The sequence below is a fragment of the Pseudomonas nitroreducens genome, from assembly GCF_024170165.1.
Lineage (GTDB): Bacteria > Pseudomonadota > Gammaproteobacteria > Pseudomonadales > Pseudomonadaceae > Pseudomonas > Pseudomonas nitroreducens_C.
The window spans coordinates 204,915-231,145 of sequence record NZ_JALJXP010000011.1 but is presented as its reverse complement, the minus strand read 5'-3'; the positions used below and the strand labels follow the sequence as shown (position 1 = coordinate 231,145).

The following is a 26,231-nucleotide window of genomic DNA, read 5'->3' as shown; positions in this document are numbered from 1 at the left end:
AAGGACCATCAGCCAGATTCATGGAGTGGTATAGCGCAGGCCGCCCTCCGGCCCGGGCAGAGGCAGCGCAGCGTGCCGACGGCAGAAAAAAGAAACCCGGCATCCACAGGGGATGCCGGGGCCAAGGAGCGGGGTGTTACTTCAGCGTACGCCGGTGTTGCGCAGTGCCGCCGGGGTGAAGTCGGCCATGGTGGCCTTGTTGCCGAACTGGTAGCCGCGCTTCTCTTCGTTGTTCAGGCCGAAGGTCACGTAGCGGCCGGCGAGGATGTCGTACAGCGATTCGGCGGCGTAGCCGGTGGCGAGTTCGGTGTAGAAGGTCATCTCATGGCCTTCGCCAACGCGCCAGAGTTGGCCGCGACCGTCGTACAGCTCGGACACCGCGATCTGCCAGCTGTCCTCGTCGAGGTAGAAGTGGCGCTGGCCGTAGATGTTGCGCTCACCCGACTTCAGGGTGCCCACCACTTCCCACACGCGGTGCAGTTCGTAGCGGGTCAGGTCCTGGTTGATGTGGCCCGGCTTGACGATATCGTCGTACTTGAGCTCCGGCGAGTTCAGGTGGTAGCTGTTGTACGGGATGTACATCTCGCGCTTGCCCACCAGTTTCCAGTCGTAACGGTCCGGGGCGCCGGAGAACATGTCGTAGTTGTCCGAGGTGCGCAGGCCGTCCGAGGCAGTGCCCGGGCCGTCGTACGCTACCTGCGGGGCGCGGCGCACGCGGCGCTGGCCGGCGTTGTAGATCCACGCCAGGCGCGGCTCCTTCACCTGGTCCAGGGTCTCGTGCACCAGCAGGACGTTACCGGCCAGGCGCGCCGGAGCCGTTACCTGCTGCTTGAAGTAGGTGAGGATGTTGCCGGTCTTGCTGACATCCTGGTCCCCCATGTTCTGCGGCACCGCGATCGATTCCTCGAAGCGGATCGGCGTGTAGCTGCCGTTGGTCTGCGGCACCACCTGCACCACCGAGCGGGAGATGTTGCCGCCGTGGTAACGGGTCAGGTGGTTCCACAGCGCCTGCACGCCGTTCTGGGGCAGCGGGAAGGCGTAGTAGCGGCTCTTCTCGAAGTTCTCCAGGCCATTGCCGTCGTTGATCGGCTGGACGAACTCCGCACTGCGCTTGATGGCCGCGTAGATGTCGTCAGGCAGTGCGAAGGTGCGGTGGGTCTTGTACACCGGGATCTTGTAGGTATCCGGGTAGCGCTTGAACATCGCCAGTTGGCCGGCGGAAAGCTTGTCCTTGTACTGGTCGACGTTCTGCGCGGTGATGGTGAACAGCGGCTTCTCGTCGGCGAACGGGTTGGAAAGGAAGCCCTTGGCGTCCAGCTTGCCGGCGGTGCGGGAGATGCCCCCGGTCCAGGCCGGGATGCTGCCGTCGGCATTGCCTTCCTTCTGCGAGCCCATGGGCGTCAGGCTGGTGCCCAGCTTCGCCACTTCGTCGGCGGACACCGCCGCCATCACGCCGCAGGACAGCAGGCTCAGGGCCAGCGCGCCGCATTGGAGGATTCTTGTCGTTCTCATGTCGATTCCTTGAGCAGGCAGGTCAGAAGTTCACGCCGAAGCTGAGCGATACGAAGTCACGGTCGACGATGGTGTTGTAATCGCCGCCGAAGAAGTTCGTGTAGTTCAGGCTCGCGGTGTAGGTGTTCTGGTAGTCCGCATCCAGACCGATGCTGGCGGCCTTGCTGCCTTCGTTGAAGACCGGGCCGTAACCATTCACGTCATGGGACCAGGCAAGGTTGGGCTTGAGGTTCACCCCGGCGAAGACGTTGTTGTAGTCCCAGATGGCGCGGGCGCGGTAACCCCAGGAGGACGAGGTATAGAAGCCGCCGCTGCCGTACTCGTTACGCGCGGTGGCATTCTCCGGGACGCCGTAGACCGAGTCGCGACCGTAGCGCTCGCCGACTTCGTTGGTCATGCCGCCGACGTAGGTCACGCCGACTTCGCCCACCAGGGTGACGCGGTCGGCGCCCATGGTCTGGTCGAAGAAGTGGGTGAAGGTGGTCTGCGCCTGCGTCACTTCCTTGCGGACGTAACCGTGGCTGACCTGGTTCGCCGTGGCCAAGGCGCCAGCCGCGCCGCCGCTGGTGAAGCCGCCGACTACGGTGGTGGCAAGCAGCGGAGTGAGGTCGGTGGTGTTGAGCTGCAGCGGCATGTTCGGCCGGTAGCTGATCTCGCCGTTCCACGCCGTGCCGGTGGGCAGGGTGGTGGAGAAGCTCAGGCCATACAGGCGGATGTCTTCGGGGTATTCCAGGAAGTAGTTGCCACGACCGAGCAGCAGCGGCTGCGCCAGCGCGGCGCCCCCGGGCACGCTGAGCGCGCGCAGGACGTTGCCGATGTCGGCAGTGCCGGCGTTCTTCATGCTCACGATCGGCGTGCGACTGTGGTAGTTCATGGCGTAGGCGCCATATTCCACATCATCGCCCAACCAGCGCAGGGCCAGGCCCCACTGTCCCGAGTCGCGTGCATCCTGGTCGGCGCCGCGCGGCACCATCAGGCCTTCGGGAGTCACGGTGACGCCCAGGGAGTTGAGCAGGGCCTTGGTTGCCGGTGCGTTCAGCGAGTTGACGGTGGCCGGATCGAGGATGTTGTAGTTGGTGTTGCAACCGTCGGCGGCGACGTCGGTGGTGGAGAAGAAGGTGCCGCAGTTGTCGAGTACTGTCTGGTCCCACTCCAGCTGGTAGAAGCCTTCCACCGACAGCGAGTCGGTCACGCTCTGCGACAGGTAGAGCATGTTCACCGGAATCAGGCCTTCCTTGATTTCCGAACCGGGGCGGCGGAAGGCAGAAACGTCGATGGGGTTGATGGTGTTGATGCTGTTGCCGATGAAGGTGCTTTCACCCCAGCTGACCACCTGCTTGCCCAGGCGCACGGTGCCCGGCATGTCGGCGATGGCGTAGTTGTAGTAGCCGAACGCGTCGAGCAGCTGTGCCCCGGAAGCCTTGGCGCCCTCCTTGCGGCCGTCGTCCGAAAGATCCTTGAAGGCTACGCCTTCGTCCTTCAGGCGGAAGTCATACCAGTACTTGCCACGGGTGAAGACGCCGAAGTCCCCATACTTCAGCTCCAGGTCGTGAATACCCTTGAAGATCTTCGAGAAGGTGTGACCCTTGCGGAAGTTCTGCCGGCCGTCGTCGTTGGTCTGGGTCATGCCGTGGCCGCCATTGGCGGCACCGATCAGATCCTGCTTCGGACTCTGGGTACTCCAACTGGCCCCGACGGACAGGCTGGAATCGAACTGTCCTTCGATCTCCCCGATATTGAAGTTGACTGCCTGAGCCTGGGTGGCGCATCCCAGGGCAACAGCGGTGGCGAGTAGTTGCGGTTGGAAGAATCCGCGCCTTGTTTTTGTTGTCATGCGGCTCTCCTGACGGTGTCTAGGTGGCTACACCCTACTGAGCGACCTGACGGGGAGTAAGCGCTCCAAGGTGGTATTTGGCGTGTCGCCCGAAAGAGTGAATCCCCCCTCTGGGACGGGCTCCGGCGGGCGATATTGGTGCAGGCGATGACGGATCATCGAGACGATGGATAGTGCCTTGCGCCCGACAGGTGCTTTGCCACTACCCGAGAAGCGCTGTCTGGGGCATCCTTAGCCGCCTATGCAAGCCATCGACCAACGCCCGACCGACAGTCACCTGACCGAGCAGACCCGCGAGGTGGTGCTGCGCTACCACCAGTGCTGGAAGCACCGCGACCTCGAAGCGGTGCTCGCGCTGTATCACCCGCAGGTGCAGTACAACGACTTCTTCCAGAACCGCACCCTGGGCTACACCGACCTGCGCGACTACGTGCAGGCCACCATGCCCAGCCGTCCGGAAGAGTTCCTCGACCACATCGACCGCATCCGCGTGGACGGCGACACCGCCTTCATCCAGTACCGCATCGCGGTCACCCTGAGCGGGCGCCTGGCGACCTTCCATTCCAGCGAAGCGATCACCGTGCGCGAAGGCCTGATCTGGCGCATCAACGAGTACGCCTCGGTGGTGCGCGAAGGTGGCGAGAGCCGCCCGCAGGCCATCGATCCGCGTCCGGCCACCAGCCGCCTGGGCCTCTCGCCGCGCCAGCTCAGCCAGCTGGCCAGCGACCTGGAAGACTATTTCAGCAAGAGCCAGCCCTACCTCGCGCCGGACCTCGACCTGACCCAGGTGGCCACCGCCACCGGCTACACGCGCAACCAGATCTCCTACCTGCTCAACCAGGTGATGGGCCTGAGCTTCTACCAATACGTCAACCAGACGCGCCTGACCCACCTGCTCAGCCAGCTGCGCCCGCCGCTGCCCTCGCGCATCGACGAACTGGCCTTCTCCGCCGGCTTCAACTCGCTCTCGGCCTTTTACCGCTGCTTCCGCCAGCAGACCGGCCAGTCCCCCCGCGAGTACCTGAAGCGCCTGCGCGAGGAACAGCAGGAGGCCTGATACGCCCCTGCCGGCGGGTACGCGAGCAATCCTCGCGTACCCGCGCGCACGACAGAACCCCGCGCCAAATCTAGGCTTGCCGACATTCCCCCTTCTTCCTTTCGGAGTCGTCTATGTCGGCATGGCGTCATATCAGTCTGTGGATGAACCAGCTGGACGATGATCTCGTCCCGCGGCCATCCCTGCAGGGCACCCTGGACGTCGATGTGGCCATCGCCGGCGCCGGTTACACCGGCCTGTGGACCGCCTATTACCTGAAGCTGCGCGCACCGCAGCTGAAGATCGCCATCGTCGAGGCCGAGACCGCCGGCTTCGGCGCCTCGGGCCGCAACGGCGGCTGGCTGATGGGCAACATGCTCGGCGAAGACCGCCTGCTGGCCGGCCTGTCGCCCGAACAGCGCCGCGCCTCCTACGACCTGCTGCACGACATCCCCGACGAAGTGGCCCGCGTGCTCGACCGCGAAGGCATCGACTGCGACTACCGCAAGGCCGGCGTGCTCTACACCGCCGCGCGCTACCCGGAGCAGGAAACCCGCCTGCGCGAATACCTCGCCCACCTGCACGCCGAAGGCCTGACGGAGGACGACTACCGCTGGCTGAGCAAGAGCGAGCTGGACGAACAGCTGCGCATTCCCAGCTCGCTGGGCGCCATCCACACCCCGCACTGCGCCACCATCGACCCGGCCAAGCTGGTCCGCGGCCTGGCCCGCGCCGTGGAACGCCAGGGCACGCAGATTTTCGAGAAGAGCCGCGTCACCCACTGGGCGCCCGGCCTGCTGCGCACCGACCAGGGCGAGCTGAAGGCTCACTGGATCGTGCCGGCCATCGAAGGCTACGCTGCCGACCTGCCGCCGCTGGGCAATTACCAGTTGCCGGTACAGAGCCTGCTGGTGGCCACCGAGCCGCTGCCCGAATCGGTGTGGGCCGAGATCGGTCTCGACAAGGGCCAGGCCTTCAGCGAATTCAGCCGCCAGGTCACCTACGGCCAGCGCACCCCGGACAACCGCCTGGCGTTCGGCGCCCGCGGCGGCTATCGCTTCGGCGGCAAGCTGCGCAATGATTTCAGCCTGACCGAGGATGAAGTCGGCCTGCGCCGCTACCTGTTCAGCGAACTGTTCCCGCAACTCAAGGACGTGCGCATCACCCACACCTGGGGCGGCAACCTGGGCATGTCGCGGCGCTTCCACCCGCACATGCTGATCGACCGTCGCAACGGCATCGCCCTCGCCGGCGGCTACGGCGGCGAAGGCGTCGGCGCCACCAACCTGGGCGGCCGCACCCTGGCCGACCTGATCCTCGGCCAGGACAGCGCCCTCACCCGCCAGCCCTGGGTCATCAACGACCGCAGCGTGCAGGACGGCCTGCGCGGCTGGGAACCCGAACCCTGCCGCTGGCTGGGCTACAACGCCATCATCCGCAGCTTCGTGCACGAGGACGATGTGCTGGCCAACCCCCACAGCGCGCCCTGGCGCCGCCGGCTGGCCGAGAAGGTCGCCGCCAGCATGGAAAACCTGATGACCTGGAAGGTCGGCTGAAGCGCCGACCTGCTTCCTGACCGTCAGTCCCCGAACAGAAAGCCCACTGGAGCCCCGTATGAAACTGACCCACCTGAAAGACACCCTGCACGCCCAACTCGGCGAAGCCAACCCGGTGGCCGTGCCCCTGGGCGAGCCGATCTCGGAAACCCGCGTGGAGTCCATCGAGCGCACCGACCGCGTGGAAACCGGCATCTGGGAATGCACCCCGGGCCGCTGGCGCCGCCAGATCGTCGAGCAGGAGTTCTGCCACTTCATCGCTGGCCGCGGCACCTTCACCCCGGACGGCGGCGAACCGATCGCCTTCCAGGCCGGCGACGCCTTCCTGCTGCCGCAGAACAGCCTGGGCATCTGGGACATCCAGGAAACCACGCGCAAGACCTACGTGATCATCGAGCGCGACTGATCACTGATTGGCATGATGGGAAGGCCCGGCGCTCGGGCCTCACTCGTTGCCAGTCGACACCTGTAGGAGCGAGCCTGCTCGCGAAGCGGAATCACCGGCGACACCAATGCCGGGCGGGTTCGCGAGCAAGCTCGCTCCTACAGACAGAATCAGAACTCCCCGTGCCGCCCTTCCCCGCCAGCGAAACGCTTCGCCCCATCCACCGTCTCGCCGCTTTCGATCACCGCCATCCCACCCTGGAATTCGTTGGCCAGCGCCACGTCGAACGACAACTCCCATTGCGCGAACACGCTCGCCCGGTCGGCCAGCATGCACAGCTGCGGAAACTCGGCGATCTCCCGCGCCAGCTCCTCGGCTGACTCCAGCGCCTGTCCACTGGGCACCACGCGATTGGCCAGCCCCATGGCCAGTGCCTCCTGTGCGCCGACCGGGCGGCCGGTGAGGATCAGGTCCAGCGCCCGACCCTGGCCGACGATGCGCGGCAGGCGCACGGTGCCGCCGTCGATCAGCGGCACGCCGAAGCGCCGGCAGAACACCCCGCACACCGCGTCCTCGGCCATCACTCGCAAATCCGCCAGCAGCGCCAGCTCCAGGCCGCCGGCCACGGCGTAGCCCTCGATGGCGGCGATCAGCGGTTTGGACAACTGCATGCGGCTCGGCCCCATGGGCCCGTCGCCTTCCATCTCCAGGCGGTTGCGCCGCTCGCCGTCCTCGGCCACCGCCGTCAGGTCGGCGCCCGCGCAGAAGGTCCCGCCGGCGCCGGTGAGCACGGCGACACGGGCTTCCCCGTCCTGCTCGAAGTCGCGCAGGGCATCGGCCAGCGCCTGGGCGGTCGGCAGGTCCACGGCGTTACGCACCGCAGGGCGGGCGATGACCAGGGTGGTCACCGGGCCGTTCTTCTGGATTATCACGCTCATGGCGAACTCCTCGGGCCAGGAATCAGAAACGCAAAAGGGCCGGCTTGGAGCCGGCCCTTTCACCTTACTGCGTTCGCCACCGTGGAACAGCCCCGCTGGCCGTTCCACCGGTCAGGCTGGCCGGATCAACCGGCGTATTTCTGCAGGTTGGCCATCATCTCGCGCAGCGCTTCGACGTTATCTTTCGGGTGTGCGGCGTTCTCGAAGTCGCAGATCTGCGCAAAGTTGGCCGCCACGTCCTCGACGCTGAAGCCTTCGCGCGGGTCGAAGCCCACGCCCAGGCTGCGCTCCCAGCGCACCTTGCCGATCCAGCCGCCGCCCACTTCGAACAGGCCCGAAGTCTCCTGGCAGGCTTCGCTGCCCAGGTACACCACCAGCGGGCTGACGAGTTCGGGCTTGAGCGCCTCGAACACCTGCGGCGGGATCAGGCCTTCGGTCATGCGGGTGCCGCCGGTGGGTGCGATGGCGTTGACGAAGATGTTGCTCTTGCGGCCTTCGATGGCCAGGTTGCGGGTCAGGCCGTAGAGGCCCAGCTTGGCCATGCCGTAGTTGCTCTGGCCGAAGTTGCCGTAGATGCCGGAGGTGGACGAGGTGAAGATCACCCGGCCATAGCCCTGCTCGCGCATGAACGGCCAGGCGGCGCGGGTCACCTTGTACGCGCCTTCGACGTGGACCTTGTAGACCAGGTCCCAGTCGGCGTCTTCCATCTTGTGGAAGGTCTTGTCGCGCAGGATGCCGGCGTTGTTCACCACCACGTCGATGCGGCCGAATTCCTCGACGGCCTGGCGGACGATCTTCTCGCCGTCGGTGACCGAGTCATGGTTGGCGATGGCGGTGCCGCCGGCTTCGCGGATTTCCGCGACCACGCGGTCGGCAGCCGAGGCGTTGGCGCCTTCGCCATGGGTGCTGCCGCCCAGGTCGTTCACCACCACCTTCGCGCCGTGCTTGGCGAACAGCAGGGCGTGGGCGCGGCCGATACCGCCACCGGCTCCGGTAACGATCACGACTTTTCCGTCGAAACGCAGGGCATCACTCATGATTGGGGCTCCAGGCAGGATGGTTTTCCGTCGAGTGTCCGGCAGTCACGATCCGGTCACAACCAAGACGACCAAGGCTGAATGGTGCTCGATAAGGCCAGGGGATGATCGGTCAGCGCATCGGCAGGTTCAGCTCCGAGCGCGGGCCGAGCTTGAACAGCCACCAGTCGTACTCGCTCCAGAACAGCAGCAGGCCTGAAGCCGGCAGCAGCGCCAGCGCCCCCAGGGCGGCGGGCACCCAGTCCTGCGTGAGCCAGGCGTAATAACCGCCGGCCGCGCAGATTCCGGCCAGCACCAGCAGCACGGGAATGGCGACGAAGGCGAAGTCCCGGCGCAGGTGCAGCAGCGCCCGATACAGCAGCGAACCCTGCGGCTGGCGGACAGGAATGACGGATCTGAGTGGCATGGTAGCGACCTCCGGCTGAACAAAGCCGGGGAAGCTACCGCTGCCACGCAGGGCCGATCTATCAGTCAGTTCCGAATCTAAGGGTGGATCGGTCCGTAGCTACGGCGCCCTTTCCTGTCGGAATGCCAGATAGTGCTGTAGCACCTGTTCCGGCGCCTCGACCTGCGGGTAGTGGCCGATGCCGGGCAGCTCGACGGTATCCGGTTGCGGGATCAGCTCGCGGTAGCGAACCACCATGTGCGCGCCGGAAATCGGGTCCTCCGGCCCGTCGATCAGGCGCAGCGGCACGGTCGTGCGCTGCATCGCGCCGACCCAGCGCTCGCGGTGCTGGCGACGGTCGAGGATGTAGTGGATCAGCCGGTGCATGACCCGTGGCCCGTCGTTGTGGCGGATCAGCTCCCAGAAGGCATCCAGCTCGGCGGCGGACGGCTGGGTCTGCGGGCCGAACACCTTGGCGAAGTTCTGCTCCAGGCGCTTGCGGTCGAACAGCCGGCCGAACAGGGAGCCGAACGGGCCGAGCAGCAGCTTCTGCGAGAGCACCGCGCGGTGGGTCTCGGGGAACAGCCCGCCGTTGAGGAAGGCCAGCGAGGCCAGGGCAAAACCGCCTTCCTCGTGCCGTGCCAGCAGTTCCTGGCCGACGCTGTTGCCGTAGTCGTGCACCAGCAGGTGCGCCGGCTCGCGCACGCCCAGGTGCTGCAGCAGCGCCTGCTGCAGGTCGGCCTGTTCGAGGATGCGGTAGTCGTGCCCCTTGGGTTTGGCTGAGTCGCCGAAGCCGAGCATGTCGCAGGCGATCAGCCGGTAGCGCTGGGCCAGCGGTTGCCAGAGGTAATGCCAATCCCAGGAGGCGGTGGGGAAGCCGTGGACCAGCAGCAGCGGAGCGCCGCTGCCGGCGCTCCAGTAGCGGATTGCCTGCCCACGGAAGCTGAAGTCACTGCCCTGCGCGCGCCAGTCGCGCAGGGCGATGCCGGCCAGCGCCATCAGTCGCGGTAGCCGGGGTTCTGCAGGTCCAGCTTGCGCAGCAGCGCCGGCCACGCCAGGGCGCCGCCCATGCCCTGCTTGCTCTTGGTCACGGCGGCGGCCATGGCGCGGGCGCCATCGAGGATCGGCTGCGGAATCAGGATCAGTTCGGCGCCGCCGCCCTGGGCCAGCACCTGGATTTCACAGGCGCGCTGCAGGGTGAACATCATCAGGAAGGTGTCGGCGATGGTGCCCGAGCAGGTCAGCAGGCCGTGGTTGGGCAGGATCATGAAGTTGGCCATGCCCAGGTCCGCCTGCAGGCGCGCCTTCTCGTCGTGGTTCAACGCCACGCCCTCGTAGCCGTGGTAGGCCAGGCTGGAAAGGACGAACAGCGACTGCTGGGAAATCGGCAGCAGGCCCTGCTTCTGCGCGGAGACGGCGATACCGGCAGCGGTGTGGGTATGCAGCACGCACTCGACGTCGTGACGCACGTCGTGGATGGCGCTGTGGATGGTGTAGCCCGCCGGGTTGATGTCGTAGGGGCTGTCCATCAGCTTCTTGCCTGAGGCATCCACTTTCACCAGGCTCGACGCGGTGATTTCGTGGAACATCATGCCGTAGGGGTTGATCAGGAAGTCCTCGGTGCCGGGGACCTTGGCCGAGATATGGGTGAAGATCAGGTCGTCCCAGCCCTGCAGGGCGATCAGCCGGTAACAGGCAGCGAGGTCGACGCGGGTCTGCCATTCGGCGGCGGAGACCTGATCCTTGACGTTCACGGTGGGCAGCGGGTGAGCGGCGTGCATGGTCGGTAGCCTCTTCGTTGTTGTTGTTCGATGGCGCAGTCTAGTCAGCGCGGCGAGCTGGCGACTGTCACGGAACTGACAGTTTCATCTGGCAGCGTCTGGCGAATGTCCCCCTATAAGCGCAGGCGGATAACTCAGCTTGCGTCAGCGGTTCCTCCACCTATAGTGGCGTTAGTCGCTGCCAGCGGCACCCGATCCACCCGGTGCCCGGCGACTCCCTCCAAAAGCGCTATCCAGACAGTGCGGCAGCCAGCTCGCACGTCAGGGCTGGCGGAAGCGTGCCCGATTTTCATCCCTGCCCCGGCGCCTTTCTGGCGTCTCCGAGTCACCTGGAAACATTTCGCAATATCTTTCGCAACATTCCTCAGTAGTACCCGGGAGTCGGGAGGAGACTCCAGCTCGGCCAACGAGGCAGCCGACGTGAAACGAACCGCCATCATGCAGCCGTACTTCTTTCCGTACCTGGGCTACTTCAGCCTGATCAAGCACACCGACCTGTTCGTCCTGTTCGACACCGTGCAGTACATCCACCACGGCTGGATCGAGCGCAACCGCATCCTCAATCACCAGACTGGCTGGTCCTACATCCGCGTGCCGCGGATCAAGCACCACCGCCATACGCTGATCAAGGACGTGCGCCTGGACAACGGCCAGGACTGGCGGCGCAGCCTGTTCTCCCAGCTGGACGTCTACCGCAAGGTCGCGCCCTATTACCGCGATGTGCGGGAAATGATCGCCGCGTCCCTGGACCATCCGTTCGAGGACATCGTCTCGGTGAACAAGACCACCCTGGAGGCCACCTGCGCCTACCTGGGCTTCCCCAGGAAAATGCCGGTGCTTTCGCACATGGAGCTGCCGATGGAGCGGCCGACCGCGCCGGACGAATGGGCGCTGAACATCTGCAAGGCACTGGGCGGCGTGGAGGAGTACTGGAACCCGCCGGGCGGGCAGAGCTTCTTCGACCGCGACAAGTACCACGATGCCGGGCTGACCCTGCGCTTCCAGGAGCCCAGGCTGCACCCTTACGACCAGAAGCGCCCGACCTTCGAGGCGGGTTTGTCGATCATCGACGTGATGATGTTCAACTCCCCAGCCGATACCTCGCGGATGCTCGACGCCTACGATCTGAGCTGACTGTCTTTACAGGCACCAGACCAGGACCGGCGCCAGCATCAGGTTGAACAGCCCGGTCAGGACCATCAGCAGGCCGGCTGCCGAACCTTCCTCACCGCCGAACTCATAAGCCCGGCTGGTCCCCGCGCCGTGGGCGCCAACGCCCAGCAGCGCGCCGCGGGCCAGGGCGGAGCGCAGCGGCAGCATCTTCATCAGCACGCCGCCGATCAGGGCGCCGAACACCCCGGTGATCATCACGAAGGCCGCCGTCAGTGCCGGCACGCCGCCCAGATCGTGGGACATTTCCATGGCAAACGGCGTGGTGATCGAGCGCGGGATCAGCGACAGGGTCACCTGGCTATCCAGCGCCAGCGCGTGGGCCAGTGCCCAGGAGCTGCCGATGGCCATGCTCGAGCCGGCCAGCATGCCGGTCAGCAGCGCCGGCCAGTGGCGGGCGAGCAAGGCGCGCTGCTGCCAGATCGGGATGGCGAAGGCCACGGTGGCCGGACCGAGCAGCGCCACCAGCCAGCTGGTGTCACGGGCGTAGTCGACATAACGCGCCTGCAGCGGGATCGCCAGGGCGAACAGCAGCACCGGCACGAAGACGATGGGCGACAGCCAGTACTGTTGGAAACGGCGGTAGAGGGTACGGCTGAGCAGGTAACCGCCCAGGGTCACGGCCAACCAGAACAGGGCTTGCTTATCGAGGCTCATGGCGAGATCTCCAGCGGCACATCCATTCCACCGCCAGGGCGGTGGACAACATCACCATCACGGTGCTGGCAGTGATCACCAGCAGAATCTTCCAGCCTTCGCTGCGCAGCAGCGGGCCATAGTCGAGCAGGCTCATCAGCGCGGGGATGAAGAACAGCAGCATCTCCGCCAGCAGCAGGCCGGCGCCGCCCTGCAGCAGGGCCGGGCGGATCGCCCCGCAGGCGAACAGCACCAGCAGCAGCGCCAGCCCGATGACGCTTCCCGGCACCGGCAGCCCGGTGAGGGTGGCGATCCAGCCGCCGATCCACCAGAAGGCGGCGAGGACGGCGAGTTCGAATATCAGGCGGGCGGCACGGCGGAACATGGCGGCGATCTCGGTGCGTTGGGCGGATGAAGAAAATCGGTTGGGAATGGTGCAAAGCCTACTCCCGCGCCTATCATCCCCAAAGCGAATAGATCGAATCGGAGCCATTCCATAATGGAATTCAAGCAGCTGCGCACCTTCGCCGAAGTCGTGCGCCACGGTAGTTTCACCCAGGCGGCGGTGCACCTGAACGCCAGCCAGTCAGCGGTGAGCAAGCAGGTCGCGCAGCTGGAGCAGAGCCTGCGCGTACAACTGCTGGAACGCAGCGGCCCGCACATCCGCCTGACCGCCGCCGGCGAAGTGGTGCTGCGCCGCGCCGAGGACATGCTGCGCCTGCGCCGCGAACTGCATACCGAACTGGACGACCTCACCCACCTGCACCGCGGCGAGCTGCGCCTGGGCCTGCCGCTGCTGGGGGCCGACGCGCTGTTCGCCGGGCGCTTCGCCGAATATCGGCGGCGCTACCCGAACATCGACGTGCACCTGATCGAAGGCGGCAGCAAGACCATGGAGGAAATGGTCTACAGCGGCGAACTGGAGCTGGGCGGCGGTCTCACCCCGGACGATCCCGGCTTCGACTGGCAGCCCTTCTGCAACGAGCCGCTGGACGTGCTGCTACCGGCCGCGCACCCGCTGGCCGGGCGCGGGAGCCTGGATCTGGCGGAACTCTCGGACACGCCCTTCCTGCTCTACCAGCAGAGCTTCACCCTCAACGACCGCCTGCTGCGCGCCTGCCGCGAGGCCGGATTCGAACCCAAGGAAGGCGGCCGCAGCGGCCAGGCGGACTTCCTCGGTGCGCTGGTCGCCGCCGGACAAGGCGCGGTGCTGCTGCCGCGAGTGGTGGCGAAGGACCTGGAGCGACCGGGGCTGGTCCGCGTGCTGCTGAGCGAGCCGGACCTGCGCTGGGACATCAGTTTCATCTGGCGGCGCGACGCCTACCTGTCGAATGCGGCGAAGGCCTGGCTGGCCTTGATGATCGAGATGCCGCTGCATCCCGAGGGCTCGGAGTGAGGCAGGTTCGCGAGCAAGCTCGCTCCTACGAAGAGCCGTGATCCGCTTGCCGGCAGGCTCCGGTAGATCGTAGGGCGCATAACCCGGAACGGGTTATCCGCCGGCAACTTGGCGGCGGATAACGCTGGCGCGTTACTAGCCCTGCCAGAGCTCGGTACGAAGCCTTTCAGAGCAGCACAGGAAACTCGCTGACGAGCCGCGGCCACTCCCGCTGCGCCTCGCGGTCATCGGCCAGCAGCGTGAAACCGGCGAATTCGAAAGCAGGCGACACAGTGCAGCCCACCAGCACGTAATCCCCCAGGCAACGCGCGGCCTGCCAGGAGTGGGCCGGCACGACGCGTTGCGGCAGGCTGCCCTCGCCCACCGGGCCGAGGGTTTCACGGCGCACGGCGGCATCCGGCCGCTCGGCGATGAGCAATTCCAGCGGCGAACCTTCGTGGAAGTGCCACAGTTCGTCGGCATCCACGCGGTGCCAGCGGCTGACGGTGCCGGCGGGCAGCAGGAACAGAATGGCCGACGACTGCGGCCGGCCATCGGCGCCCATCAGACCCGATTCGAACACCCGTCGATAGAAGCCGCCCTCGGGGTGCGGGGCGAGCTGCAGGGTGTCGATCAGGTAGCGGGCGCGGGGATGCATCAGGCCTTCAGCGCGGCGATGAAATCCGCCAGCCAAGGCTCGGAGTCGGTCTCCTGGTCCACCGTCTCGCTGCCGTCCAGGCGCAGCATCGGCACCACTTCCTGCACGCCCAATTCAGCGTACAGCTCGCGCACCTGCTCACCACCGCCGCAGTAGGTATCGCCGTAGCTGGAATCGCCCAGCGCCAGCACGGCGCCCGGACGACCGCGCCACTCGCCCGGCAGGCGGTCGCGGATGGCGTGGAACAGCGGCTGGAAGCTGTCGGGCAGGTCGCCCATGCCGGTGGTGGCGGTCACCACCAGGAAGGCCTCGGGAGCGAACTCGAGCATGGCGTCCAGGGTGGCGCGCGGGTCGTACCAGGCTTCGAAGCCGGCGGCTTCGAGCAGGCGCTTGGCGTGGCGCGCGACTTCTTCGGCGGTGCCGTAGACCGAACCGGACACGATGGCGACTTTCATGTTCACTCCCACAAGGCAAGACAAGGCCGCCCATTATGCCCCATCCGTGCCGCACCGCGCCGGGGCTGGTATAGTTTTGCCCTACCCGGCCGCTAGGACATTGTCCGCTGCGGCGCTCCCTGAAGTGGATTTTCGCGAGGCGCGCATGGGCCAGACCCCAGCCCCCATCCTGATCACCGGCGCCAGCCAGCGCATCGGCCTGCATTGCGCGAAACGCCTGCTGCAGGACGGCCAGCCGGTCATCGTGACCTATCGCCAGGAAAAACCCGGCATCGCCGAGCTGCGCGAACGAGGCGCCACCTGCCTGCGCGCCGAACTGGGTGACGAAGCCGGCATCCTCGCCTTCGTCGACGAGCTGGAGTCCCGCACCGACCGGCTGCGCGCGATCATCCACAACGCTTCCGCGTGGATCGCCGAGCAGCCCGGTGGCGATGCGCAGGCCTTCGAAACGCTGTTCCGCGTGCACATGCTCGCGCCCTACCTGATCAACCTGCGCTGCGCGCTCCTGCTCGAACGCGACGCCGCCGAGCGCGGCGCCCCGGCGGACATCATCCACCTCTCCGACGACGTCGCCCGCAAGGGCAGCGCCAACCGCATCGCCTACTGCGCCAGCAAGGCCGGCCTGGACAACCTCACCCTGTCCTTCGCCGCAAGCCTCGCGCCGCGCATCAAGGTCAACGGCATCGCGCCGGCACTGATCCTGTTCAACGAAGGCGACGACGACGCCTACCGCGCCCGCACCCTGGCGAAATCCGCCCTGGGCATCGAGCCCGGCCCGGACGTGATCTACCAGAGCGTGCGCTACCTGCTCGACAGTCCCTACGTGACCGGCACTACCCTGACCGTCAACGGCGGCCGGCACCTCAAATGACCCGCCCGGCGCGGGCGCGAGGAACTCCCACATGATCGAAGACCTGTCTCACCACTACCGTGAGATTCTCAAGGGGGTCGGCGAAGACCCGACCCGCGAAGGCCTGCTGGATACGCCCAAGCGCGCCGCCAAGGCCATGCAGTACCTCTGCCACGGCTATGGGCAGACGCTCGACGAAATCGTCAACGGCGCGCTGTTCGCCTCGGACAATGACGAAATGGTGATCGTGAAGGACATCGAGCTCTACTCGCTGTGCGAACATCACCTGCTGCCCTTCATCGGCAAGGCCCATGTGGCGTACATTCCCACCGGCAAGGTGCTGGGCCTGTCGAAGGTGGCGCGCATCGTCGACATGTTCGCGCGCCGCCTGCAGATCCAGGAAAGCCTGACCCGGCAGATCGCCGAGGCGGTCCAGCAGGTCACCAGCGCCGCCGGCGTGGCAGTGGTGATCGAGGCGCAGCACATGTGCATGATGATGCGCGGCGTGGAGAAGCAGAACTCGGTGATGAACACCTCGGTGATGCTCGGCGCCTTCCGCGCCTCCACCAATACCCGCCAGGAATTCCTGCAACTGATCGGACGGAGCAAGTGAAATGACGCAATTGCAGCCGGGCATGGCGCGAATCCGGGTCAAGGACCTGCGCGTGCGCACCTACATCGGCATCAAGGAAGAGGAAATCCTCAACAAGCAGGATGTGCTGATCAACCTCACCATCCTCTACCCCGCCGGCGATGCGGTGCAGGTCAACGACATCGAGCACGCGCTGAACTACCGCACCATCACCAAGGCGATCATCGCCCACGTCGAGGAGAACCGCTTCGCCCTGCTCGAGCGCCTGACCCAGGAGCTGCTCGATCTGGTGATGGCCAACCCGGCCGTGCGCTACGCCGAGGTGGAAGTGGACAAGCCCCACGCCCTGCGCTTCGCCGAGTCGGTGTCGATCGCCCTGGCCGCGCGGCGCTGACGCTGTTTTTCCCCATTGCACGCCCGTGCCAGCCGGCCAACGGGCGTTGCTGGCAGATCGCCCGCCTCTTAGAATCTCGCCAGCCCCGCCATGCGCCTCGATGCGCCTCGATGCGCCTTATGTTGAGAGACCTGCCATGACCGAGCCGATGAACCTGAGCGACGAACAGCGCACGGAACTTGAAGCCGCCGCGTTCCGCACCCTGGTGCAGCACCTGCGTACCCGCAAGGACGTGCAGAACATCGATCTGATGAATCTTGCCGGATTCTGCCGCAACTGCCTGTCCAAGTGGTACAAGGCTGCGGCGGACGACATGGGCCTGGCGGTCAGCCCGGATCAGGCCCGCGAAGAGATCTACGGCATGCCTTACGCCGAATGGAAGGCCAAGTACCAGACGGAAGCCTCGCCCGAGCAACAGGCGGCCTTCGACCACGCGAAGAAACACTAAGAGTTTGCCTTGATGACCCTCACTGATTTCCGCTCGCGCCTGCGCAGCGAGCAGCACCTGTTCACCGATACCCTGGCGTACATCGCCGAGCACTACAGCTACACCCCCAGCGCCTTCACCAACGGCAGCGTGGAAAACCCCGCCGGGCAGAACGAAGGCTCCTGCAAGACCCTGGGTTTCGCGATCCTCGAAGGCCTGAGCCAGGAAGAGTCGCTGCTGGCGTTCGGCGAGCACTATCGCGCCGTGCGCGAGCATCCCGAAGGCACCGATCACGCCAACATCCGCGCTCTGCAGACCACTGGCCTGGCCGGCGTCAACTTCGAGCGCCAGCCGCTTTCGCGCCGCGGCTGAGGTTATCCTGTTCGATGAAAAAGCCCCGCTGATGCGGGGCTTTTTCATGGGGCATCGCACCGGCGACGCCTTGCAGGAGCGACTGCCTTGCTCTGAAAGTCCGTGCGCGGAGTTTCCCTCTCCCTAACCCTCTCCCTGAAGGGAGAGGGGACTGGTTCGGTGCCGGCTGAAACTGATGAGTCAGCCAGCACGGATAGCTCCCTCTCCCTTCAGGGAGAGGGCGGGGGGAGAGGGGGCCCCAGCGCAGATGTTTCCAGGTAGGTAAGCGGACTCTGTCCACGATGCCCTAGCCTTCCGGCCGATCCAGCCGGCCAACGGTGGGCAGATCATCGAACGGCACCCACAACCGCCCATGCCACTCCAGCACGCCCAGATGCTGATCGGCCCAGCTCAGCTGCCGCTCCCTCGGTAGCAACGCCGGATGCTCTGCGCTGCGCAACGCCGGCACCACCTGACGATTGAGCCACTGGCGAATGCAGCGGTTCTCCGGATGGAAGTGAAAGATCAGCACCGCATAGGCACCGGACTCGCTGACCAGCAGGGCCTTTTCGTAGTCGCCACAACTGTCGCGTACCCAGCAGCTCTGCAGTTGGTCGGCATCGAGGCTGTTGTGCAGGCGCTCGTCCAGCGGGCGGTTGATCAGCCGCCCCAGGTCGCTGACGCAGAACCAGGGCTCGTCGTCGAGCAGGAAAGCGCGCAACTGACGGCGGTGGCGGATGAAGGTGGTGGGGATGAGGATTTCATTATCCATGGCGGACCTCCTTGGCTCGGTGGTCGCGCAAGACAACTGAAGCAATTGTCTGGTGCATAAACGGATACCCAAGTTGTTGTTGAATACACCCTTGTTGAGAGGGTGATCGGGCACTTCAACACCGCACTTGGAACGGCCCGCAGATTTCCCTCGTTGCCGAGGTTTTTTATAGCTGCGCGCTACCCGACCATAGCGAATGCCATAGCCGCGAATTACCACTTGCCGATGGCCAGACAAGCGAACCAGTGAGGTGTGTTGAAGCACCGACGGCAAAGTTACTGCTTCTACTTCGACGCGGTTAGCTCACTCGGGACGGGAAAGAATGATAGGGAAGTTTCGTACGCGAAACCGCGGAATCAATTCATAGGATTGCGCATAGGACGCAGGCATTTGTCCTAACGCTGTCGTTTCAAATGTCTGAAGGAGCGAGCTTGCTCGCGAACCTGCAAGGCACGGTGCCAAGCGGTTCGCGAGCAAGCTCGCTCCTACGAAGAGCATCAGCGCCGAAACCGGCTTTGGTTTTGGCTCTGAAGGCTTCCAGAGAAACATCCGCAAGCGCCGAATGCCCCGTTCAGGAGGCCTCGTTGAAGCGGAGTTTCAGGGGTTGAGCGACATGGATGTCGCGAGAGCCGCGATGGGCCAGGGATGGCCCTTCGTGGGGGGACGCCTAGTTCGGGCCCCTGAAACTTCAATTCAACGAGGGAATTTTTCGCCTAAGCGAAAAACCGGATGTCCGGGGCAAGACCTTTTGGTTCCTTTTGGGGCGTTTGCCAAAAGGGACTCGCCCGAGGGGGCGAAACAAGAGGCCTGCGCGCACTCCGAAGCGGCGCTGGAACACCAACGTCAAAGCGGTCAATCAGTACGTAGGGCGCATAACCCGGAACGGGTTATCCGCCGATGCCAAGACGGCGTATAACGCTGGCGCGTTATACGCCCTGCGACGAGCACCCGCCTCACCGAGCGGAAAAGAAAAAGGCCCCGCAAGCGGGGCCCCTTCCTGCACGCCGGCTCTTCGGGCCGTTACAGGGAATCCAGGTAACGTTCCACATCCAGCGCGGCCATGCAGCCGGCGCCAGCGGAGGTAATGGCCTGGCGGTAGACGTGGTCGGCCACGTCGCCGGCGGCGAAGACACCGGGAATACTGGTTGCGGTGGCGTTGCCGTCACGGCTGCCACTCACCACCAGGTAACCGTCCTTCAGCGCGAGCTGGCCTTCGAACAGCGAGGTGTTGGGCGTGTGGCCAATGGCGACGAACAGGCCATCCACCGTCAGTTCGGAAGCCTCCCCGTCGTTGTGGCGCAAGCGCACACCGGTAACGCCCATGTCATCACCCAACACTTCCTCCACCTGGGCATTCAGGCGCAGTTCGATCCTGCCCTCGGCGATGCGCGCACGAAGCTTGTCCTGCAGGATCTTCTCGGCGCGGAAGCTTTCGCGGCGGTGCACCAGAGTGACCTTGCTGGCGATGTTGGCCAGGTACAGGGCCTCTTCCACGGCAGTGTTGCCGCCGCCGACCACCGCGACTTCGCGATTGCGGTAGAAGAAACCGTCGCAGGTGGCGCAAGCGGACACGCCCTTGCCCATGAAGCTCTCTTCCGAGGGCAGCCCCAGGTAACGCGCGCTGGCGCCGGTGGCGATGATCAGGGCGTCAGCCGTATAGGTGCCGCTGTCGCCCTTGAGCACGAACGGCTTGCCGGCCAGGTCCACGCCGTGGATATGGTCGAAGACGATCTCGGTCTCGAAACGCTCGGCGTGTTCCTGCATGCGCTGCATCAGCGCGGGGCCGGTCAGGCCATGGGGATCGCCCGGCCAGTTGTCGACCTCGGTCGTAGTGGTCAATTGGCCGCCAGCCTGCATCCCGGTGATCAGCAGCGGCTTGAGGTTGGCGCGAGCGGCATAGACAGCGGCGCTGTAGCCGGCGGGTCCGGAACCCAGAATGATGACCCGTGCGTGACGATCGGACATGACAGCCTCCTGGAGGGGATGGAGAGACGCGGCAAAGAAAAGGGAGCTGCCAAAGCACCAGGGGGAAGGTTGGGAGGGCGGCAGCTCCACGTAAAAGTTTCTTGCGCGATCCGCATGGCCCGGAGACCGTGGGCAATGCGGTGTGACCCAAGTCACAATTCGAATTGTCCTGCAGAACGCCGGGAATCCCTTGAGATAAGTCAGGGATTTCCGTAGTCGCCCCAGCCTCCTTGAGATAAGTCAGGGAGCTGTGGATCGACCCTCGAACTTGTTCGATACCAGATGGCGCGCAGCTTACCGCCGCCGCCGCGTCCTGCTGAAATGTCCAATATCAATGCCCTCCATAGCCTGCCCCTATGCAGCGGGCACCCATTGCCTGGATAGCTAGACTCAAGAAACCAAAGGTCACCCGTATCACCATGAACCTTCGCGCCCGCCTGCTATGGCTGTGCCTGCCCCTGTTCATCGCGAGCCTTGCCGGGGTCTGGCTGCTGTCGGACATGATCCTGCTCGACCGCTTCGATCGCGGGGACCGCCAGCGTCTGGCCGACGAGGTGCGCATCGTCCACAACCGCATCGCCTACGAGAAGCAGCGAAACCTCGACATCGTCCACAGCTATGCCTGGTGGGACGCCAGCTACCAGTTCATGCGCCTGCCGCAGGCGCGCTTCGTCGAGGACAACCTGGATCAGGATCTGCTGGGCATCCTCGGCTTCGACTACGTGCTTTACGTCGATCGCGACGGGCACATCCTCGCCCAGCAATGGAAGCTCGACGAACTGGCCCAGCGCTTTCCCGGCCAGCAGGTGCCGGACAGTGCCCGGCTGCGCCAGAGCATCCTCGGAACAGCGTTGCGCCTGGGCGCGCTGGACATCGACGGCGACCCGCGTCACAGCCTCGACCAGCTGTTGCAGGTGGACGGCATCCCGCAATTGCTGCTCAGCTACCCGATCAGCAACACCTCGGGTACTGCCGAACCTGCCGGCGCGGTCATCGCCGGCGTGCTGCTCGACAACGCGCGCATGTCCAACCTGCAGACCCAGATGGGCGCGAGCCTGCGCCTGGTGCAGGACGAGGTGAAAGGCAACGACTGGCGCACCCTGAACATCCCTACCGGGCGCGGCGCCACGCTGCTCAGCCCGCGACGCCTGCTGGACGAGAACAGCCAGCAGATGTCCCTGCTCTACCTCGACTCCCACGGCAAGCCGCAACTGCGCCTGGAGCTCACCAGTCCGCGGCCGCTCTACCAGCAGGGCCAACAGTCCGTGCGGCTGTTCCTCTACCTGACACTGGCACTGCTCGGCGGCGCCATCCTGCTGGCCTACGTGGCGCTGGAGTTCCGCATCATCCGCCGGGTCACCAGCATGAACCGCGAGGTCGCGGTCATCGGCCAGGACGACACGCCCTCGCGCCTCAGTCCCCAGGGCACGGACGAACTGGGCCAACTGGCGAACGAGATGAACCGCACCCTCGACCGTCTGGAACAGAGCGAGGCACGCGACCGGGCGATCCTCGACGCGATCCGCGACGGCTACTTCGAGATGGACACCCAGGGCATCATCCGCACACTCAACCCGGCGCTGTGCCGGATGCTGGGCTACAACGCCGACCAGCTCAGCGGTCAGCACTTCAGCATCCTGCTGCAGGAGAAAGACCTGCTGCGCGCCCGCAGCCTCTATCAACAGGCCCGCGACGACGAGCAGGAAACCACCTTCTCCGCGCCCTTCAAGCGCCGCGACGGCCGGCTGGTGAGCTGCGAGACGCGGCTCTCGGCGATCCGCGACGGCCAGGGCGAGTTCCAAGGGTTCCGCGGCATCCTGCGCGACATCAGCGATCAGGTCGCCTACCAGAAACAACTCATCGACCTGGCCTACCGCGACACCCTCACCGAACTGGGCAACCGCAAGGCCTTCAACGAACAGCTGCAGCAGGCCGTCGTGCACAGCAATCGGGTCGCGCTGCTGTACATCGACCTGGACCGCTTCAAGCAGGTCAACGACCGCTTCGGCCATGCCCTCGGCGATGCCCTGCTCAGCACGGTCGGCGAGCGCATGCGCGGCAGCCTGCGCCAGCCGGACCAGGCCTTCCGCCTGGGCGGCGACGAGTTCGCCGTACTGCTGGAGAACGCCGAGCCCGATCAGGCCGAAGCCCTGGGCTTGCGCCTGCTGGCCGTACTCGGCGCCCAATACCACCTGGGTGGCCAGGTGATCGACTTCGTCACTCCCAGCATCGGCATCGCCTTCTACCCTCAGGATGCCGACGACGCCGACGCCCTCACCCGCGCCGCCGACATCGCCATGTACCAGGCCAAGCAGCAACGCAACCGCTGCTATCGCTACACGGCCGCCTGAGCGTCGCTCCGCCAACACATACCCGGCAAAACAGACGGCTCGCCGGCCGTTCGCCGGGTCTGCTAAGGTCGCCAACGGTTCACCCACGGAGAAGCCAATGTCCACCCTGAGCGGCCCGCAATACCTCAGCGAAGGCCTGAAACTGATGATGCGTCCCGGCCTGCGGCTGTTCGTCCTGCTGCCCCTGAGCATCAACATCCTGCTGTTCGTCGGTCTGATCGGCTTCGCGGTCAACCAGTTCAGCCACTGGGTCGATTGGCTGATGCCCAGCCTGCCGGACTGGCTCAGCTTCCTGCAGTTCATCCTCTGGCCGCTGTTCGTGGCGCTGGTACTGCTGATCGTGTTCTTCACCTTCACCATGATCGCCAACATCATCGCCGCGCCCTTCAACGGCTTCCTCGCGGAAAAGGTCGAGGTAGTGGTGCGTGGCACCGACGACTTCCCCGAGTTCAGCTGGGGCGAGCTGATGGCCATGGTGCCGCGCACCATCGGCCGCGAACTGCGCAAGCTCGGCTACTTCCTGCCGCGCGCCATCGCGCTGTTCATCCTCAGCCTGATCCCCGGCCTGAACCTGATCGCCGCACCGCTGTGGCTGATCTTCGGCGTGTGGATGATGGCCGTGCAGTACATCGACTACCCGGCGGACAACCACAAGCTGGGCTGGAACGAGATGCTCGCCTGGCTGCGCAGCAAGCGCTGGGCGTGCATGGGCTTTGGCGGCATCACGTACCTGGCGCTGCTGATCCCGCTGGTCAACCTGGTCGCCATGCCCGCCGCCGTGGCTGGCGCCGTGCTGTTCTGGGTGCGCGAAGGCGGTGACAAGGCGCTGGTGAAATAATCACCGGTGCCGTACGAAACGTCCTGTTTGACGCGCAAGTGCTGACCGCTGCCGGGGAAATCCGTCCAATGACGCTCTTCCCCGGCACCGAGACATCCATGCGCTCACTGTTCGCCCTCTTCCTCGCCCTGCCCCTGGGAGCCCCCCTGGCCGACGATTACGACAGCCGGTTCAGCAGCACACTGCCGACGCAGCCGGCCGCCCCCGAAGCGCTGCCGAGCGAACCGGCTTTCCGCATTAACCGGGACGGTTCGCTCGTTCGGCCACCGGACGAGCGCCGGATCGACAGCGGCAATCCCCTGCTCGACGCCGATGAGTCCCGCGAGCGTGCCAACTGCCAGCGCATTCGGCAGCGCGTCGCCGAGCAGGGAAAATTCCCCTCCTTCGGCTGCAACTGAGCCGCTGTCACCTATCGATCATCGCTCTGTCATCGGCGCGCCACCGCGCGCCGGGACACTGCGAGCATGACCACGACTCCCCTGCGCATCGCGCTGATCAGCGAGACCTTTCCGCCGGAAATCAACGGCGTTGCCAACACCCTTGGCCGGCTGGCCTCGGGGCTGTTGCGCCTCGGGCACCAGATCCAGGTCGTGCGCCCGCGCCAGCAGGGCGACGAAGGCCGGCACAGCGATGGCGAACTCGTGCTCACCCGTGGCTGGCCGCTGCCCGGCTACCCCGGCCTGCAATGGGGCCAGTCGTGCCTGCACAAGCTGCTGCGCCACTGGCACAGTACCCGCCCGGACGTGCTCTACATCGCCACCGAAGGCCCGCTCGGCCTTGCCGCCCTGCGCGCCGCACGGCGCCTGCGGATTCCAGTGATCAGCGGCTTCCACACCAATTTCCAGCAGTACAGCGCGCACTACGGCTTCGGCCCGCTGATGCGGCTGGTGACGCTGTACCTGCGCTGGTTCCACAACCGCACCCAGCAGACCCTGGTGCCCAGCGCCAGCCAGTCCGTGGAGCTGCAACGGCGCGGTTTCGAGCGACTGGCGCAGCTCTCGCGCGGCGTCGATAGCAAACTGTTCAACCCCTCCCGACGCGATGAAACGCTGCGCCGTGAATGGGGCCTGGGCGAGCGCGACATCGCCGTGCTGCACGTCGGCCGACTGGCGGCGGAGAAGAACCTGTCGCTGCTGGGCAGCAGCTTCCGCGCGCTGTGCGCCGCGCACCCGCAACTCAAACTGCGGCTGGTGATAGTCGGCGATGGCCCGCAGCGCGCACACCTGCAGAAGGCGCTGCCCGAAGCGGTGTTCTGCGGCCTGCAACGCGGCGAGGACCTGGCCCGGCACTACGCCAGTGGCGACCTGTTCCTGTTTCCCAGCCTGTCGGAAACCTTCGGCAACGTGGTGCTGGAAGCCTTGGCTTCAGGGCTTGGGGTGGTGGCTTTCGACCAGGCAGCCGCCGGCCAGCACATTCGCCACGGCCACAACGGTGTGCTCGGCGTACCGGGGGAAGACCAGAGCTTCTTCGAAGCGGCCAGTTGGCTGCTGGGGGACCCGGAGCGTCTGCGCCGGGTGCGCCTCAACGCGCGCCACCACGCCATCCATCAGGCGTGGGACACGGTGGTCGAGCGTTTCGAGGGCTATCTGCAGGAAGCCTGCCGCACGGCCCTGCCGGGGAAGAATCCCGGCCTGGGCCATGCTGAGGTGCACAAGTAGGAATCAGGTGAAGGGCTTGGGCTCGGCAGCGAAGGACAGGCTCATGGCGCCCGCGCCGAGGTTGATGCCGCCGGTGGGGCTGAGCATCGCCAGGTGCACCTGGATGCCTTTTGCCTCGCAGGCATCCTCCAGCGCCGCGAAACCGGGCAGGTCACGCAGGGCAGAGGGATCGCCGGCGTAGCTCAGGCACATCTGCGGCGCGAGCAGCTCACCCGCCTCGACCCGCGCACGAGCGAAGTTGAGCAGGCGCTCGGCGGACTTTTCGTAGTTCGGCGACACCGAGACCGGCTTGTCCTCGCCCTGCACCAGGCTCAGCACCGGCTTCATGTCGAGCATCGAGCCGATGCCGAGGAAGGCGCCGCGCAGGCGGTCACCGATGCTGCTGCGGTCGCCCTTCTGGAAGCCGCGGCGGCGGATGTGCCCCAGGTCGCTGGCGACCAGGAAGGTGTTCATCTGCTGGCCGAGTTGCTCCAGGCGAGTGCGCACGGCGTTGGGATGCTGGTCTTCGCCGAGCAGACGCACACCTTCGGCGGCCAGCACGGCGAGGCCGGCGAACACCGTCTGGCTGTCGATCACCCGCAACGCGAACGGCCCGGCGATACCGGCGGCGGCGCGGCGTTCCTTGTAGCTTTGAAGCAGGCTGAAGGAAGCCTGGGTGGCGTGCTCGAAGATCGGGCTGCGCTGGCTGGTCACGGTCAGGCAGATCACGTAGTCGAAATCGGTGACCAGTTGCTCCAGGAACCAGTCGTGGGTCTGCGCCGGCGTCAGCGGCTCGCTGCCGTCCTCGGGGCCGACCTTGGGCAGATCCTGGGAATAGAATCTGAGGGTGGTGTCGGGATCGCGATCATCGACGATGCGACGCTCGCCCACACGGATGCCGATGGGCAGCACGCGAATGTTGTTGGCAGCAAGGAATTCCGGGGGAAGGTCGCAGGTTGCATCGACCACCAAGCCGATCCGCATGTCTTACTCCTATGGCCGTATCCCGGCCTATTTTTGTGTGAACGCGGTCATACTCTGCCCGTTTCAGACCGGGAAGTCAGCATGCGGAAAGGTGGGTCTCGGAAAAGATTTGTAAACGCCTAGGACGGGGATTTCAGACTATTCAGGCCATTTATGACGAGCCATAACCAAGGAACGGATTGCCCGCTCCTACAACAGCTCCGTGCCTCGATATCCCGTGTAGGGTGCATAACGCCTACGGCGTTATCCGCCGTCTTAGCGGATAACCCGTTCCGGGTCATGCGCCCTACGGGGGAATGCCGTGCCATGCGG

28 protein-coding genes are annotated in these 26,231 nt (G+C 65.6%); 14 read left to right on the top strand and 14 right to left on the bottom strand.

Annotated elements, in window-relative coordinates; all coding sequences use genetic code 11:
* Positions 1 to 141: 141 nt before the first annotated feature.
* Both J2T47_RS21720 and J2T47_RS21715 read right to left on the bottom strand, forming a co-directional pair.
* Positions 142 to 1,512: a DUF1329 domain-containing protein gene (locus J2T47_RS21720; RefSeq protein WP_253451508.1), complete on the bottom strand. Its 1,371-nt coding sequence runs from the start codon at positions 1,510 to 1,512 to the stop codon at positions 142 to 144.
* 22 nt (positions 1,513 to 1,534) lie between these two features.
* Positions 1,535 to 3,346: a DUF1302 domain-containing protein gene (locus J2T47_RS21715; RefSeq protein WP_253451506.1), complete on the bottom strand. Its 1,812-nt coding sequence runs from the start codon at positions 3,344 to 3,346 to the stop codon at positions 1,535 to 1,537.
* Between the two features lie 304 nt (positions 3,347 to 3,650).
* Here J2T47_RS21715 and J2T47_RS21710 point away from each other — a divergent pair, with 304 nt between their 5' ends.
* The 3 genes from J2T47_RS21710 (at position 3,651) to J2T47_RS21700 (ending at position 6,344) form a co-directional block, all read left to right on the top strand.
* Positions 3,651 to 4,403 carry a helix-turn-helix domain-containing protein gene (locus J2T47_RS21710; protein WP_437181010.1) on the top strand — a complete coding sequence of 251 codons (753 nt, stop codon included), beginning with the start codon at positions 3,651 to 3,653 and terminating at the stop codon, positions 4,401 to 4,403.
* A 113-nt stretch (positions 4,404 to 4,516) separates the two neighbouring features.
* Positions 4,517 to 5,938 (top strand): NAD(P)/FAD-dependent oxidoreductase, encoded by a 1,422-nt coding sequence (locus tag J2T47_RS21705; RefSeq protein WP_253451502.1) that lies wholly within the window; start codon positions 4,517 to 4,519, stop codon positions 5,936 to 5,938.
* Positions 5,939 to 5,996: 58 nt separating this feature from the next.
* Entirely contained in the window at positions 5,997 to 6,344 is a 348-nt protein-coding gene (locus tag J2T47_RS21700; protein ID WP_253451500.1) for a cupin domain-containing protein, read from the top strand.
* A gap of 149 nt (positions 6,345 to 6,493) precedes the next feature.
* Here J2T47_RS21700 and J2T47_RS21695 read toward each other — a convergent pair whose 3' ends face one another.
* The 5 genes from J2T47_RS21695 to J2T47_RS21675 form a co-directional block, all read right to left on the bottom strand.
* A complete protein-coding gene (locus J2T47_RS21695) occupies positions 6,494 to 7,261 on the bottom strand; it encodes a crotonase/enoyl-CoA hydratase family protein (protein ID WP_253451498.1) in 768 nt (255 codons plus the stop codon).
* Between the two features lie 125 nt (positions 7,262 to 7,386).
* The gene (locus tag J2T47_RS21690) at positions 7,387 to 8,298 is read right to left on the bottom strand and encodes an SDR family oxidoreductase (RefSeq protein ID WP_253451496.1); all 912 of its coding nucleotides are present in this window, start codon (positions 8,296 to 8,298) and stop codon (positions 7,387 to 7,389) included.
* A gap of 112 nt (positions 8,299 to 8,410) precedes the next feature.
* Positions 8,411 to 8,704 carry a hypothetical protein gene (locus tag J2T47_RS21685; RefSeq protein WP_253451494.1) on the bottom strand — a complete coding sequence of 98 codons (294 nt, stop codon included), beginning with the start codon at positions 8,702 to 8,704 and terminating at the stop codon, positions 8,411 to 8,413.
* Between the two features lie 99 nt (positions 8,705 to 8,803).
* Entirely contained in the window at positions 8,804 to 9,682 is an 879-nt protein-coding gene (locus J2T47_RS21680; RefSeq protein ID WP_253451492.1) for an alpha/beta fold hydrolase, read from the bottom strand.
* Complete coding sequence (locus J2T47_RS21675) at positions 9,682 to 10,464, bottom strand: class II aldolase/adducin family protein (protein WP_253451490.1); 783 nt, start codon at positions 10,462 to 10,464, stop codon at positions 9,682 to 9,684. The genes J2T47_RS21680 and J2T47_RS21675 overlap by 1 nt, the downstream gene beginning before the upstream one ends.
* A gap of 420 nt (positions 10,465 to 10,884) precedes the next feature.
* On the opposite strand from J2T47_RS21675, the gene J2T47_RS21670 reads away from it, so the two are divergent.
* Positions 10,885 to 11,598, top strand: coding sequence for a WbqC family protein (locus J2T47_RS21670; protein WP_253451488.1), 714 nt, complete (start codon positions 10,885 to 10,887; stop codon positions 11,596 to 11,598).
* Positions 11,599 to 11,604: 6 nt separating this feature from the next.
* Here the strand turns inward: J2T47_RS21670 and J2T47_RS21665 are convergent, their stop codons facing one another.
* The gene (locus J2T47_RS21665; protein WP_253451486.1) at positions 11,605 to 12,291 is read right to left on the bottom strand and encodes an LrgB family protein; all 687 of its coding nucleotides are present in this window, start codon (positions 12,289 to 12,291) and stop codon (positions 11,605 to 11,607) included.
* Positions 12,278 to 12,655 (bottom strand): CidA/LrgA family protein, encoded by a 378-nt coding sequence (locus tag J2T47_RS21660; RefSeq protein WP_253451484.1) that lies wholly within the window; start codon positions 12,653 to 12,655, stop codon positions 12,278 to 12,280. Before J2T47_RS21660 ends, J2T47_RS21665 begins: the two co-directional genes overlap by 14 nt.
* Before the next feature lie 114 nt (positions 12,656 to 12,769).
* Here J2T47_RS21660 and J2T47_RS21655 point away from each other — a divergent pair, with 114 nt between their 5' ends.
* The gene (locus J2T47_RS21655; protein ID WP_253451482.1) at positions 12,770 to 13,666 is read left to right on the top strand and encodes a LysR family transcriptional regulator; all 897 of its coding nucleotides are present in this window, start codon (positions 12,770 to 12,772) and stop codon (positions 13,664 to 13,666) included.
* A gap of 166 nt (positions 13,667 to 13,832) precedes the next feature.
* Here J2T47_RS21655 and J2T47_RS21650 read toward each other — a convergent pair whose 3' ends face one another.
* Together J2T47_RS21650 and J2T47_RS21645 are read right to left on the bottom strand one after the other, a co-directional pair.
* Positions 13,833 to 14,303 carry a cupin domain-containing protein gene (locus J2T47_RS21650; protein WP_253451480.1) on the bottom strand — a complete coding sequence of 157 codons (471 nt, stop codon included), beginning with the start codon at positions 14,301 to 14,303 and terminating at the stop codon, positions 13,833 to 13,835.
* Positions 14,303 to 14,758 (bottom strand): flavodoxin, encoded by a 456-nt coding sequence (locus J2T47_RS21645; RefSeq protein WP_081516248.1) that lies wholly within the window; start codon positions 14,756 to 14,758, stop codon positions 14,303 to 14,305. Before J2T47_RS21645 ends, J2T47_RS21650 begins: the two co-directional genes overlap by 1 nt.
* 145 nt (positions 14,759 to 14,903) lie before the next feature.
* Between J2T47_RS21645 and folM the strand changes: the two genes are divergently transcribed.
* The 5 genes from folM to J2T47_RS21620 all read left to right on the top strand — a co-directional run bounded on the left by folM (position 14,904) and on the right by J2T47_RS21620 (position 17,393).
* Entirely contained in the window at positions 14,904 to 15,629 is a 726-nt protein-coding gene (gene folM / locus J2T47_RS21640) for a dihydromonapterin reductase (RefSeq protein ID WP_253451478.1), read from the top strand.
* A 31-nt stretch (positions 15,630 to 15,660) separates the two neighbouring features.
* The gene (folE, locus tag J2T47_RS21635) at positions 15,661 to 16,221 is read left to right on the top strand and encodes a GTP cyclohydrolase I FolE (protein ID WP_253451476.1); all 561 of its coding nucleotides are present in this window, start codon (positions 15,661 to 15,663) and stop codon (positions 16,219 to 16,221) included.
* Between the two features lies 1 nt (position 16,222).
* Positions 16,223 to 16,594 (top strand): dihydroneopterin triphosphate 2'-epimerase, encoded by a 372-nt coding sequence (gene folX, locus J2T47_RS21630; RefSeq protein WP_253451474.1) that lies wholly within the window; start codon positions 16,223 to 16,225, stop codon positions 16,592 to 16,594.
* Between the two features lie 136 nt (positions 16,595 to 16,730).
* Positions 16,731 to 17,042, top strand: a complete 312-nt coding sequence (locus tag J2T47_RS21625) for a DUF1244 domain-containing protein (protein WP_253451472.1) — start codon at positions 16,731 to 16,733, stop codon at positions 17,040 to 17,042.
* A gap of 12 nt (positions 17,043 to 17,054) precedes the next feature.
* Positions 17,055 to 17,393, top strand: coding sequence for a HopJ type III effector protein (locus J2T47_RS21620; protein ID WP_081516253.1), 339 nt, complete (start codon positions 17,055 to 17,057; stop codon positions 17,391 to 17,393).
* Between the two features lie 286 nt (positions 17,394 to 17,679).
* Here J2T47_RS21620 and J2T47_RS21615 read toward each other — a convergent pair whose 3' ends face one another.
* Positions 17,680 to 18,144 carry a BRO-N domain-containing protein gene (locus J2T47_RS21615; protein WP_253451470.1) on the bottom strand — a complete coding sequence of 155 codons (465 nt, stop codon included), beginning with the start codon at positions 18,142 to 18,144 and terminating at the stop codon, positions 17,680 to 17,682.
* 1,020 nt (positions 18,145 to 19,164) lie between these two features.
* On the bottom strand, positions 19,165 to 20,109 hold the full coding sequence (gene trxB, locus J2T47_RS21610) for a thioredoxin-disulfide reductase (RefSeq protein WP_253451468.1): 945 nt from the start codon (positions 20,107 to 20,109) through the stop codon (positions 19,165 to 19,167).
* A gap of 419 nt (positions 20,110 to 20,528) precedes the next feature.
* Here trxB and J2T47_RS21605 point away from each other — a divergent pair, with 419 nt between their 5' ends.
* The 4 genes from J2T47_RS21605 (at position 20,529) to J2T47_RS21590 (ending at position 24,956) form a co-directional block, all read left to right on the top strand.
* Complete coding sequence (locus J2T47_RS21605) at positions 20,529 to 22,460, top strand: sensor domain-containing diguanylate cyclase (RefSeq protein WP_253451466.1); 1,932 nt, start codon at positions 20,529 to 20,531, stop codon at positions 22,458 to 22,460.
* A 97-nt stretch (positions 22,461 to 22,557) separates the two neighbouring features.
* On the top strand, positions 22,558 to 23,298 hold the full coding sequence (gene cysZ / locus J2T47_RS21600; RefSeq protein ID WP_253451464.1) for a sulfate transporter CysZ: 741 nt from the start codon (positions 22,558 to 22,560) through the stop codon (positions 23,296 to 23,298).
* A gap of 68 nt (positions 23,299 to 23,366) precedes the next feature.
* Positions 23,367 to 23,696 (top strand): hypothetical protein, encoded by a 330-nt coding sequence (locus J2T47_RS21595; RefSeq protein WP_253451462.1) that lies wholly within the window; start codon positions 23,367 to 23,369, stop codon positions 23,694 to 23,696.
* A 66-nt stretch (positions 23,697 to 23,762) separates the two neighbouring features.
* The gene (locus J2T47_RS21590) at positions 23,763 to 24,956 is read left to right on the top strand and encodes a glycosyltransferase family 4 protein (RefSeq protein WP_253451460.1); all 1,194 of its coding nucleotides are present in this window, start codon (positions 23,763 to 23,765) and stop codon (positions 24,954 to 24,956) included.
* A 3-nt stretch (positions 24,957 to 24,959) separates the two neighbouring features.
* Here J2T47_RS21590 and J2T47_RS21585 read toward each other — a convergent pair whose 3' ends face one another.
* Positions 24,960 to 25,919, bottom strand: coding sequence for a DegV family protein (locus J2T47_RS21585; protein WP_253451458.1), 960 nt, complete (start codon positions 25,917 to 25,919; stop codon positions 24,960 to 24,962).
* Positions 25,920 to 26,231 lie beyond the last annotated feature (312 nt).